This window comes from Winogradskyella echinorum, from assembly GCF_014297365.1.
Classification (GTDB): domain Bacteria; phylum Bacteroidota; class Bacteroidia; order Flavobacteriales; family Flavobacteriaceae; genus Winogradskyella; species Winogradskyella echinorum.
In genome coordinates, this window is the sequence record NZ_JACOQD010000002.1 from 695,830 (window position 1) to 709,962 (window position 14,133).

Here is a 14,133-nt window from a genome sequence, read left to right on the forward strand (position 1 = left end):
ATTATTTTTTAAAATTGCGTCTTATATTATAAATCAATTCTTCTAATCCATTGATTTTAATATCGTGCATCTGTGTCATCATTAGGCCTAGTTTGCCCTTCGGAAAACCTTTTTGCTTAAACCAAGTGTAATAATATTCTGGTATATCAACTAAATAATGGTCTTTATATTTACCAAACGGCATTTTATAGTGTGCCAACTCAACAAGCGCTTCTTTACTGCCTTCCAAATTACTGAGACTTATATTTATCTAAAGCTTTAAGCTCTGCAGCTATAAAACTTTCCCATTGCTTTTGCATTTCTACATTAATAGAATGATTGGTTTGCTTATCATAACGCTTTTGAGTTTCATTTAAGGCTTCATTAACCGAATTATGAAGTTTATTGAGTTGTACCTTAAGGTTTTGATTTACATGCACTCTATTTAATTGTTCTCTAAACTTACGCACATATAATTCTGTAATATCGAAATGTAATTGCTCATGTCCTAAAATATAATCATCACTTTTATCTTTTAAGAACCAAGATCTATTTGGATAAAAATGAGCTTCAACTGTAGCGGAGAAGTCAATGATTTTACTTCCCGAAGTTTTTACAGAGTAACCAAAGGTAATACCAGAAGCCGTTAAAGCTGCAGCATTAGATTGTACATCTGGCTTTGCTCTAAAATCTGCCCAAGTGAGTTTTTTAGATGCGTTCCAAGTTATGGTTTCATCCGTAGAATCAATTCCAACGAATATAAACAGAAGGCAAAATATGAAATGTTTTATTTGCATTATTTCTGTTTAACGTAATAAGAAAGCTTTTTATTTTAATTTGCCTTAACGATTCTTAAGTTATCGTATTTAACAATGTAAACGGCCTCATTTACATAACCTCCAAACATAGCTTTTTTATACCTAAACTTGTTTTCTACATATTCTGTTTCAATAGTATCACTCGACGCATCGTATAGAGTCTCTTCTGAAGCCAAACGCATTAATATATCTAAAGTAAGGTCAAAACCACGAGCCGCGTATTTACTTGGAGAAACACCATATTCTTTCTGGTATCTCCTTACAAATCCATTAGAATTAGATTCATCAAAATCTTTATTTACAGATGGGTAATGAAACTTAAGATTAGACAAATTATTGTTATCAATATCTTTACCTTCAAAGGCTTTATTCTTATCTAAAGTCATTAAAACAATCTCTGTTTTATCATTAATTAAAGCATTAAGCATACTTATAATACTCGATGCAAATGAATTGTTATTAGTTTCTAAAAACACAATGGTTTTACCAGCGGCGAATACATTATCGAGTTCAGTAGGATATATAAAAAAAGCATCTTTGGTCTTATTCTTTCTATCCATTCTAGTAAAGATTAATTTAGCGCCAGGAAACTCATTTTTTAAAGCCTCACTAGATGCACGATGCGCTTGATCAGAAATGATAACGACTTTAGTTTTTAAGCTATCAGCTTTTACGAAATCTATCATTTTTTTGCGCAATAACTTATCTTCAGGTAAGGTTTGAAACACATTGCTATATACCTCTTTTGGCTTTTTCATTGCAGCAATTACTGGCACTCTATCATTTTTTAATGCAGATGCAACACGATCAAAGCTTTCTTCTTCCATTGGGCCAATAATTGCATCATATTCTGAAAAATCGTTTTCATCCAATAAACTTCTTACAGCCGAGGGTCTATAACGTGTATCAAAAACTTTTAAGTCTGTAGAAATTCCCAATTGTTTAGCCGAATCTAAAGCCATTAATACTCCAACATGAAAATCTAAAACAATAGACAATAGTTTTTCTTCTTTAATTTTTTCCTTAGTCTCATTTACAGCATCAACATCAATTCTATCGAGACGATATGGCATCATTAAAGCTATTTTTTTAGTTTCAAAATTTTTAAGGTTCATCTTTAAATTTGTAACCTCTACAGCAGACAAACCTCCTTCTGTATTAACACCTGCAGGAACTTTTAATACCATACCAGCTTTTAAACCAGTTTCTTTTAACTCAGGATTTAATTCTTCTAATTGCTCTTGTGTTAAATCTAATTTTACTTTTAACCTATAAAATCCTTCTTTTGGTAAAACCTCATAATAGCCATAAGAAGTTTCAATTGGCTTTTCTTCCTCATCCTCAATATTAGGAACGTTAAGTTTATCACCTGGTTGAATGACGTCATTCATGTTTGGGTTTAAACCTTCGAGTTCAGCAACAGTAATACCAAATTTATAGGCGATTCTCCATTTTCCTTCTTTTGGTTGAACAGTATACTTTTTAACAGTATTGTTTAACGTTTGCTTAGAAATAACGGTTCTATAATTAGGTATTCTAATCTTATCCCCTTTTTTAAGATTCTCTGAATATAGAAATCGATTGGCTTTCTTAATTTCGTCTTCAGAGACATTGTATTTTTTAGATAAACCGTATAAAGTTTCTTTGCGCTTTACCTTATGCTTTTTATAACCAATAAGTTCACGGCTTTCTTCTTCAATGGCTTCATTCTTAATCTTAGAATTAGGAATAATTAAAACTGTATTAGGTTGAAACTTTGTCTTTGCATCAGGATTTAAAGCATAAATATCGAAAGGAGTAACCAAATATTGCTTAGCTATACTCTCTATAGTTTCTCCCGCTTTTACTTTGTGTTCTTTATAATTTTGAGCACTTAAACTTATTGTAAAAGCAATAAATATGACGGTTAAAATATTTTTCATGTATTCTATTTTGTTATTCCCACTCTATAGTTGCTGGTGGTTTTGAGCTGATATCATATACAACCCTATTTACACCTTTTACTTTATTTATAATTTCATTTGAGGTTTTTTGCAAAAACTCATATGGTAAATTTACCCAATCTGCCGTCATTCCATCTGTACTTTCTACAGCTCTAAGAGCAACACATTTTTCGTAAGTACGCTCATCTCCCATCACCCCAACACTATTAACAGGTAATAAAATTGCCCCTGCTTGCCATACTTTATCATACAAATTCCAAGAACGTAAGTTATTTATAAAAACAGCATCTACCTCTTGTAATATACGTACTTTTTCTTCAGTTAGATCTCCAAGAATACGAATTGCCAAACCAGGACCAGGAAAAGGATGTCTTCCTAATAATTCTTTATCCATATTCATAGAAGCTCCTACGCGTCTAACTTCATCTTTAAATAATGCCTTTAATGGTTCAACTACTTTTAATTTCATAAAATCTGGCAAACCACCAACATTATGATGACTTTTAATCGTTGCACTTGGACCACCAGTTGCCGAAACACTTTCTATAACATCTGGATAAATAGTGCCTTGGGCCAACCATTTTACATCTTGTATAAGATGTGCTTCATCATCAAAAACTTCAATAAAGGTTTTACCTATTGCCTTCCTTTTTAGCTCAGGATCACTTAATCCTTTAAGAGCATCCAAAAAGCGTGCCGAAGCATCAACTCCCTTTACATTGAAACCCATACCTTCGTATTGCTCAAGAACCTGAGTGAATTCATTTTTTCTTAATAAACCATTGTTTACAAAGATGCAATACAAATTCTTACCGATAGCTTTATGCAATAACATAGCTGCTACTGAAGAATCAACTCCTCCAGATAAACCTAGCACAACTTTATCGTCACCTAATTGTGCCTTTAAACTGTCAACGGTTTCTTCGACAAAAGATTGTGGAGTCCAATCTTGATCCAATCTTGCAATATGTACTAAAAAGTTTTCTAACAATTGTCTACCATCTGTAGAATGATATACTTCCGGATGAAATTGAATTGCATAAGTAGTCTCACCTTCTATTTTATATGCCGCATTTTCCACATCGTGTGTACTTGCCAGCAGTACTCCATTTGTTGGTAAGGCTTTAATAGTATCACTATGACTCATCCATACTTGGCTACCTTTAGAAATACCCGTAAAGAAATCTTCGTCATTTTTTATAAAGTTTAAGTGCGCTCTACCATATTCTCTGGTATTAGATTCTGCGACTTCTCCACCAGAAAAGTGTGCTAAGTATTGTGCACCGTAACAAACTGCCAATAATGGTTTTTTACCTCTAATTTCAGACAGATCTGGATGTAAAACATCTTCACCTCTTACGGAATTAGGGCTACCAGATAAAATAACAGCTTTAAAGCTTTCTCTGTCTGTTGGAATTTTATTGAATGGATGAATTTCGCAATAGATGTTTAACTCTCTAACGCGACGCGCAATAAGCTGTGTGTATTGCGACCCGAAATCTAATATTAGGACTTTGTTGTGTTGCATGCGCAAAAATAAGGATTGCAACTAAAATTAATACAACAACCTAATAAATTTTACACGAAATTGTTAACACTTAAAACAATTTTGTAAATAAAAAAAGCTGTCTAATATAGACAGCTTTTTTTATAAGTATTATTGACATTTAAAGTCTAATTAATAATAATCTTCTGTGTTTTACTCTGATTATCATTAAATACTTTAACAAAATATACTCCGGATCCTATCATTGAAATATCAATAGTATTGCTTGTTTCTAAATGATTTATTGATTCATTTAATACTAATCGACCTTGTATATCATATAAACTTACTCTACAATCAGCATTTAATTGTCCTTTTAAAACTAAAGACTTTGGACTTGTTGTAGTATATATTTGAATATAATCTAACTCATTCTGCCCAACAGATAGTATAGATGATGTAACACGAAGATAGAAACGACCAGTACCATTTAAGTTTGAACTAGGTGTGATTGTATAATCACCTGAATTTAATAAAGTAATAGTATTAGTTACATTATCTTCTAAATATACTTCGACATTACTTGGTAATGTGGTTTCGCTTATACTAAAGGTAATTTGCTCTCCTTGATTAGAATTAACACCTAATGGAATTACAGTATTAACTAAATCTAAAGGATTTAAAGCTTGTAATGCAATTGGAAGCCCATTATTATCTTCTACTAAATGAGAATAAATTGCAAAATTCGGTGCTACATTACCTAAAATTTTACCGTCGTATCCACGATCTAAACCTTTACTTGCGTTATCGTTAAAATAAAATTCAGTAGTATAATCCTCGTTGCTTGTGCCTAAATTTAGCTTTAAATAGGTTAATATATTTGTACTACGCCCAGCTATAAAATCATCATCAACACCTATTGCTCTCATTGAAGGGTCAAAAACAATATTGTAATCATTTACATAGGCGTCATTTGCAGCCACAAAGAACCCTTGCCCTGGAGCCATTAATTGGTTACTTGCATTGGCTAAGGTGATTATTCCCCATTTATTAGATGTGCCATTTCCTAAATATCCATAAATACCTGAAATATCTTCTAGGATACTTAAATTTGTAGTTACAGGATCTGTATTAGCATCTAAAACATAATTTAAGAACAAATCCATATCGAGATAAGATGGATAAGGGTTACCTATTAAGTTCCAATCTGGAAACGCGGCTCCTGTATCTAAAATATTAACATCAATCGATGTTGTTGGAACAGAACCTGCAAAGGTTAAATTAGTTCCTGCTTGGGTTGCAGCTCTATATCCTCTACCACTTACTAAATTTAAATTATCTAAATCAGTCTGTGCATTGGTATAATTTACATAACCATCTACAGTTTTATCAAATGGACCAAATGCATAAGTTGTTGGGTTAATACCTCCATTATTTAATAAGTCCGTTGCATTATTGTCTAAATTTAAAAAGTCTTCCCAAGATTGTCCAGCAAGAGGTGGTGAAATTAAATCATTACCACCAGAATTTGCATTAACAAAACGTTCATATTTCACTTCACCTTCAATAGTACCATCTGCAATTAAGCTAGAATATAAAACTGATGTAGATTTTAGAGTTGTTGTATTAGCGGAAACTGTAACTCCAGAGTTTATTGTTAATCCAGCACCAGGTTCAACAGTGATAATATCACTTATGGTATTCATAGAAATAACTGCTTCACCTCCTTCAATTAAAATAGTATCATTAAAATTAGAAACATTATTAGGATCACTTGGTGACCAACCATTATTATATGTGTAATTTGTTACAGTGTCTACATTAATTTCTATGGTTTTAATACATTCTGTAGGAATTGTTCTTACAATATTAATCTCAGCGGCTGAAGCCCATACATTACCATTAACTTCAGACAGTGCGGCTAAACGCACATACCTTCCTTGTGTTACTGGAAAACTTACCGTTTTTAATGCATTACTATTTGCCCAAGTACCAGTACTTATTGCAGTTCCCCAATTGTTTGGATCATTACTAACATAGATTTCATAATCTGCAATAGTTCCATTAATTCCTGCCTGACGTGGTAAATATTCAAGACCTGAGACATCTGACTCAATTCCCAAATCTATTTGAAACTCGTGTGGATAAGGGGTATCTGGTATTGTATTATTACTATACTGTGAGTGCCATATCGTATTTGGATCTCCGTCAAGGGCATTTGAAGCAAAACCACCAGAACCAGTATCTTCGCTATTCACATAATAAACTGTTGGCTCTGGTCTTATTATACCAATCTCTGCAGCAGCAGCCCAAGGGTTACCATTTACCTCAGATAGCGCTACAAAACGTAAATACCTTGCTTGTACAGCAGGGAAATTAACCGTTTTTAAAGCTTGATCATTTGCCCATGTACCTGTACTTATGGGAGCTCCCCAATTGGAGGTTGAATTACTTACATAAATTTCATAATCTGCAACTCTACCATTTTGTTGAGCTGCTTGACGTGGTAAATAAGTAAAACCAGACACTAATGAATTTTCACCCAAATCTAAGTGCATTTCATGTGGTGGTGGAGGGTTCGCATTCACCCACTCTGTATGCCATATGGTATTGGGGTCGCCGTCAAATGCATTTGAGGCAGGATTACCAGCATTAAGCTCTTCACTATCATAATATATTAAAATTGGATCAATTGGATTTTGCGGTGTTATTCCTATTGTACTTCGTACTGTATATACTCCTGATTGTCCTAAACTAATATTATTAATTGTATTACTAGGAAGAACTATAGCATTAGGATCTTCTACAGTATAAGTAACAATATCTGAATTAAGAAACAACCCTATATCATCACCTTCAGTAACGGTAATCTCAGTTTCTCCTGTACCACTTTCTCCATTTATTTCATAAATTATAGCTAATTCTTCACAAGGTTTAGATGTAACATTAATTTGTAAGGTTTTAACACATTCTACAATTCCAGTTGCTATAATATCAATTTCAGCTACAGATGTCCATGGATTACCATTAACTTCAGAAAGCGCAACTAAACGTACATAACGACCTAGCTTTTCTGTGAAATTTACCGTCTGTAATTGATTATTGTTTACCCATGTACCTGTATTTACTGCCGCGCCCCAATTATTAGCATCATTACTAACATAAATTTCATAATCTGCAATTCTACCATTAGGACCATTCTGTCTTGGTAAATACTCAAGACCAGATACAACTGATTCAACTCCTAAATCTAATTGTATTTCATGGTTATGGAACACATCTACAGTATTATCATTGGCATTATAATATTCTGTATGCCAAAAGGTATTAGGATTTCCATCAAGAGCGTTTAAAGCCCCATTATTACCTATAGGATGTTCACTATCCGCATAAAGCAAAGTTGGATTTAATGTTATAGGACCATTTATAGAACTTCTGAATGTATAAAGGCCAGATTGATCAAAGGCAATATCATTAATAGTATTACTTCCAAGTACATTACCATCTGGATCTTCTATAGTATAAGTTACATCATCTAAATTTATTAACAACGTTACATCATCATCTTCAGTAACCGAGATCTCTGTTTCGCCAGAAAAACTTTCTCCTTCAACTTGAGCTACAGTTTCAATATTATCACAAGATATAATTGTACCTGCACAATTACAGTTACCATCTTCTATATCGTTACTTGTATTTATATCACCATCGTCACAAACAGTTCCTTCTGCTGGACAGTTTACACCCACGCCAAACACCTGAACTTCTGCCAAACTCAGTATGCCGGTTTGCCGAATCATAACATACCTTGCAATGCCTAAATTTTGAGTTAAAACCTGAGTTCCATCTGCTGTTAGTGTAGCTACTTCCGTATAATCTGCAGGATTTGTACTATCGATATTACCGATATATACTGTAGCACCATCTAAGCGCCCTGTACAACAATCAGTTCTATTAAATACACGGATAGCATTTAAATCATATTCATAAGTATCACCTAAATCTACTCGCCACCATGCATCAGTTTGATTAGCTCCATCACCAGTATGAGTTACGGAATTAGGATTTGCATTAAAAATACCATTAGTATTGCCATCAACAGCTTTAAAAGATTCTCCATTAGGATATAGACTAGATTGAGATGTTGGCTGATTTAAAGCTAAATTATCTTCTAAATTTAAATTACCGACCAAAACGGTTTCAGAAATACTTGGCACACCATCAGCATTCATTGCGAATAACATATAATAGCCTGGTGGCATTATGTTAGCATTAGGCATATCTAATTGAAAATTACCATTTGTTCCTGTAAAAGTAACAGGAACTCTACGTTGTTCGTTATTAACACTATGGGTTGCAGAGGATAGTCTAATAAAAGCAAAATCAGTAACATCTGGAGATGCTATGACAGAAAAAGTGTTATCATAATAAGCTAAATTTGGTGCACTCAAAGTTGGGCGAACAGCTAAATCTCCATTAGTATCAAATAAATATGGAGGGCTATAAATTTCAGCATTAGCATGGTTTGTTGTACAACCACCACAAAGACCACCGCCTCCCATAAATACGCGGCCATCTTTCATTAATATACCTGCACTATGGTATGTTCTAGCTTCATCCATATCAACAACTGTCCTAAATAAATTGGTATCAGGATTATAAATCTCAAGAGATAAATGCGCACCATTATCAGAAAATGGTACTGACGTATCCATACCACCTATAATCATAACTTCACCGTTAGGTAATACAACACCAGTTGGAAAAATTCTTCCTTCTTCTGCATCATTTCCTGTTAATGCTACTGTTACATTATTTTCGTCATTGATATCAATAACATAAGCATTATCGTTACTTGGAGTACCACCAGAATAGGTGTAACTACCACCAAATTTTAAAATTTTACCTATATCAAACATCACAGTAGTTCCATTCATAGCATATATATCTGGCCTGGATGTTGTACCTCTTTGACCAACAACAGTATAAGAACCATTACCAGTAACATCAATCCAATGCATAGTCTCTCCTGGACCAGCATGAAAAATTTTACCATTAGGAGCTGCCCATAACCAAGCATGATTATCTAATCTATAAGAACCTTGTTGAGTTTCGTAAATATCATCTTGTGCATTATACAGTACGTTTTTTGTTATCCCAGGAAGTACAGTCCACCCAGTCTCTTCTGTCCAAATTTCTGCATCTTTAACTCCACTTCCACCACTCCAAGATCCACCAACAGTAAACACTGAACCATCTGATAGAGTTACGGCACCTTGATAACCTCTAGCATAATTCATATTTTCTGCTGCTGTCCATGTTTCTGTTAAAGGATCATAAAGCGTAGCCTTTCCTGCTGAGCTGCCACCTGTTGCCAAAATTCGACCATCTGCCAAATTGTTTATACCTGGACAGAACATATCATGGTTAGTATTTGTAACTATTTCTGGCAGAACACCTCCATCAGTTCCTATAGATGGATCGAATATTTGAGTCCATGTAAAACCATCTGCTCCACCAAAATTAAATTTAGACTTTGACGACCAAGTAAGGATTCTTCCATCTGGTAAATTTGCTATAGCAACTGGTACTATATCGAAAGGAATTACATCACTCCATTGACCATCTACTTGAGGGGTTTGAGAAAAACCTTTGAAACCTACCATTACTAAAAAAAAGAAAATAGTAGACGCTCTTAATTTGTTAATTAAAGTTGAGTTATCCATAGCTAGCAAGACTTAATTAATTCTTATTGTTGATCCGAAAAATCAATAAAAAAAGATTTCTACATGAAATCAAAAGCTGTTCTAAATAGTTTGAGAAAAGCTTTTATAGTTTTATACACAATTGTGTTCCCTTTTTTTTTCGGACCATAAAGAAACATAACAAAGTATCATAACTAACTTTTATTAAGACTAACTACTTTAATAATCGATAAAACAAATCAAAATCAACTATCCGCATGCTTACAAACATCTCATAATAAAAGATTTATATTATTAACATAAATAGAACCAATCACTTTTAGCTTATTAAAACTGTTTGAGAATTCTAGTTATATTTATTTTTTAATTAATAATTTAACTAAATTCACCTTTTATAAAATTAAGCTTATAACTAGGTTTTCTAATACAATTATTAATCTCCTATCATTTTATAAAGTCCTTTTCTTGTAAGATGTAGGAATTTTATAATTTCACAACTTAGGTAGTTAATTTTCAATATGTTAAATAAAAGTGTACAATTTTTAATCAAAAATAAGATTCTTGCCCTCATAGCAATTTTTTTGATTGTTATAATAGGTGCTATTACGCTACCATTTAATATAGGATTAGACTTTTTACCAAAGTATCCTGTTTCGGTTGATGCTATTCCGAATATGGGAGAAAATCAACAGATAGTTTATACTGAATGGGAAGGCCAATCACCCGAAGATATTGAAGACCAAATCACCTACCCTTTAACATCTAATTTATTAGGAATACCAGGAGTTAAATCTATTCGTAGTAGTTCTATGTTTGGATTTTCTAATATCTATATAATTTTTGAAGATAATGTAGACTTTTATTGGTCTAGGTCTCGAATTTTAGAAAAACTCAATGCATTACCAAATACGCTTTTACCAAAAAATGTACAACCCAAACTTGGACCAGATGCTACCGCTTTGGGGCAAGTATTTTGGTACACCTTAGAAGGTAGAAATGAAAATGGTGAAGTAACTGGAGGCTGGAATTTACAAGAGCTAAGAAGTATACAAGACTTCTATGTTAAAAACGCCTTAACATCTACCAAAGGTGTCTCTGAAGTAGCCTCTATTGGTGGTTTTGTAAAAGAATATCAAATAGATGTCAACCCAGAATTAATGAAGCAATATGGAGTTTCATTACCTAGTGTTGTTAAAGCCATTGAAAAGAGTAATCGTAACATCGGTGCACAAACACTCGAAATTAACAAAGTTGAGTATTTTGTTCGCGGTCTCGGCTACATTAAATCTATTGCAGATATTGAGAAAACGGCAATTGTTTCAAATGATTTAACAACCATCCACATCGGAGATATTGCTCAAGTTTCCATTGGTCCGGCTGCTAGAAGAGGCATATTGGATAAAGAAGGAGCTGAAGTTGTAGGTGGTGTTGTAGCATCGCGTTTTGGTGAAAATCCAATGGAGGTATTAAAGGCATTAAAAGAAAAAATTGATGAAATAAGTTTAGGCTTACCAAGTAAAGTATTGCAAAACGGACAAAAATCGCAATTAACTATTGTTCCGTTTTATGACCGTTCAGAATTAATTGAAGATTCTTTAAATACTTTAAGCAATGCTCTTATTTATGAAATAATGATTGCCATTTTGGTCGTTATAATTATGCTAATGCATCTACGTGTTTCTTTCCTTATTTCGGGATTACTACCATTAGCCATATTAACGGTTTTTATTATAATGAAGATATGCAATGTAGAAGCAAATATTGTTGCATTGTCTGGTATTGCTATTGCAATTGGCACTATGGTAGATATGGGTATAATTCTAACAGAAAACATTGTAAGACATGTTGAAAATACTAAAAATGAAAACCTAAATGCTGTAATCATCAATGCTACAAAAGAAGTTTCTGGAGCAATAATAACTGCAGGTCTCACTACTATAATTAGTTTTACACCCATATTTCTGCTAACAGGAGCCGAGGGCAAACTTTTTTGGCCATTAGCTTTTACAAAAACAGTTGCACTATGTGCAGCGATTTTAATAGCATTATTTCTGCTACCTCCTATTGCCGCACTTTTTATTAAAAAGCACAATCAAAAGAAAACAGTTGATACCATTTTTTCTGTTCTTTGGGTATTAGTTGGGTTGTTAACTTTTTTATATGGTCAACATCTTGGATTATTTATTCTTGGTTTTGGTCTCATAGGCATATTAGAATCTTTAAGATATAATAAACAACCTCAGGCAAAACGTATAAGGTTAATATATATTGTTATTACAATTACTATTCTATTGGCTATCTATTGGAGACCTTTGGGATATGCTAACAATTTATTTCTCAATTTTCTATTTATTATTGCTATTTGTGCAGTGGTACTTGTGCCAATACATTTCATTATTTTAAAATACGAAATAATGCTCAAATGGGTTTTAGAGCATAAACTCATTAGCATATCTATTCCTTTGATAGTGTTAGTTATAGGTAGTATAATATTCGTTAATACCGGAAGAGAATTTATGCCTTCTCTAGACGAAGGAGAATTTTTACTAATGCCAACTTCAATGCCTCACTCTGGTATTGAAGAGAATAACAAAGTTTTAAAAATGTTAGATATGGCAGTTGCATCAATACCAGAGGTAGAATATGTTGTTGGTAAAGCTGGTCGTACAAAATCTGCATTAGATCCAGCACCAATTTCAATGTACGAAAATCTTATCTCTTACAAATCCGAATACATTAGTGCTTCTAACGGAAAACCTAAACGATTTAAGACTAATGACAAAGGTCTATTTGAAACGAAATCAGGAAATTTTATTGAATCTGGAAGTGGTATAGATTCCAAAGATTTGATTGAAAATAGCAATGGAGATTATTATAGAAACTGGCGAGATCATATTAAAACTAAAGAAGATATTTGGGATGAAATTGTAAAAGCTACTGAATTACCAGGTGTCACCACGGCTCCAAAACTTCAACCAATTGAAACCAGATTAATAATGTTACAAACTGGTATGCGTACTCCATTGGGTATTAAAGTTAAAGGGCAACGTCTAGAAGATATAGAGGCATTTAGCACGCAATTAGAACAAGAGTTAAAAACCATTGATATTGTTAAATCTAAATCCGTATTTGCAGATCGTACAGTTGGCAAACCATATATGCTTATTGATATAAATAGAGAACAAATTGCACGTTATGGACTAACTATAGAAGCTGTTCAAGAAACATTAGAAGTAAGTGTTGGCGGAAAATTACTAACACAAACTGTAGAAGGAAGAGAACGTTATGGTATAAGAATTAGATATCCTAGAGAATTAAGAGGAACTCCTGAAGCCCTAGAAGCCATATACATTACATTGCCCAATGGAGAATCCTTACCAATTAATGAATTTGTTGAGATTACATATGAAAAAGGTCCTCAAGCCATAAAAAGTGAAGATGGATTTTTAGTTAACTATGTAATATTTGATAAAAAAGATGACATCTCTGAAGTTGATGCTGTCAATGCTATAAAATCTATATTAAAATCGAAAATAGAACAAGGTAAATTAGACGTGCCAGATGGTATAAATTATGAGTTTAGTGGCACATACCAAAATTATGTACACGCACAAAAAACACTTAGGTTAATAATTCCGTTAGTACTAATTGTTATCTTTTTAATATTATATCTTCAATTTCGTTCAGCATCTATTACATTAATGATTTTCGCAAGTATTGCGGTAGCTTTTGCAGGCGGATTTATTTTTTTGTGGCTCTATAGCCAATCTTGGTTTATGAATATTGATTTAGGTATCAAAAATATGAGAGATTTGTTTCATATGCATCCCATAAATATCAGCGTAGCAGTTTGGGTTGGATTTATTGCTCTTTTTGGCATTGCAACAGACGATGGAGTTATAATGGGCACTTATCTTAAGCAAAGTTTTAAAAATAAAACATATTCAGATATTAATAGTATTAGAGCTTTAGTTATTGAAGCTGGTAAAAAAAGAATTAGACCTTGTTTAATGACTACTGCTACCACAATTTTGGCTTTATTGCCTATATTAACCTCAACAGGGAAAGGAAGTGATGTTATGATACCAATGGCAATTCCATGTTTAGGAGGTATGCTAATGGCTGTAATAACCTTATTTGTTGTGCCACTATTGTTTTGTTGGCAAAAAGAAATGCTCTTTTTAAAGAAGCCTGTAAACTAA

The 14,133-nt window shown here is 33.0% G+C and carries 6 protein-coding genes; 1 reads left to right on the forward strand and 5 read right to left on the reverse strand.

Translation table 11 applies throughout. The features are described from left to right. Nucleotide 1 precedes the first annotated feature (1 nt). The 5 genes from H8K90_RS10255 to H8K90_RS10275 all read right to left on the reverse strand — a co-directional run bounded on the left by H8K90_RS10255 (nucleotide 2) and on the right by H8K90_RS10275 (nucleotide 9,952). A complete protein-coding gene (locus H8K90_RS10255) occupies nucleotides 2–229 on the reverse strand; it encodes a DUF3820 family protein (protein ID WP_186845869.1) in 228 nt (75 codons plus the stop codon). A 1-nt stretch (nucleotide 230) separates the two neighbouring features. After that, nucleotides 231–776 (reverse strand): DUF922 domain-containing protein, encoded by a 546-nt coding sequence (locus tag H8K90_RS10260; RefSeq protein ID WP_186845870.1) that lies wholly within the window; start codon nucleotides 774–776, stop codon nucleotides 231–233. A 35-nt stretch (nucleotides 777–811) separates the two neighbouring features. Further along, entirely contained in the window at nucleotides 812–2,719 is a 1,908-nt protein-coding gene (locus tag H8K90_RS10265) for a PBP1 and LysM peptidoglycan-binding domain-containing protein (protein WP_186845871.1), read from the reverse strand. Between the two features lie 13 nt (nucleotides 2,720–2,732). Continuing rightward, entirely contained in the window at nucleotides 2,733–4,268 is a 1,536-nt protein-coding gene (gene guaA / locus H8K90_RS10270) for a glutamine-hydrolyzing GMP synthase (protein ID WP_186845872.1), read from the reverse strand. Between the two features lie 146 nt (nucleotides 4,269–4,414). Further along, nucleotides 4,415–9,952, reverse strand: a complete 5,538-nt coding sequence (locus H8K90_RS10275; protein WP_186845873.1) for a discoidin domain-containing protein — start codon at nucleotides 9,950–9,952, stop codon at nucleotides 4,415–4,417. Between the two features lie 497 nt (nucleotides 9,953–10,449). Here H8K90_RS10275 and H8K90_RS10280 point away from each other — a divergent pair, with 497 nt between their 5' ends. Further along, nucleotides 10,450–14,133 carry an efflux RND transporter permease subunit gene (locus H8K90_RS10280; protein WP_186845874.1) on the forward strand — a complete coding sequence of 1,228 codons (3,684 nt, stop codon included), beginning with the start codon at nucleotides 10,450–10,452 and terminating at the stop codon, nucleotides 14,131–14,133.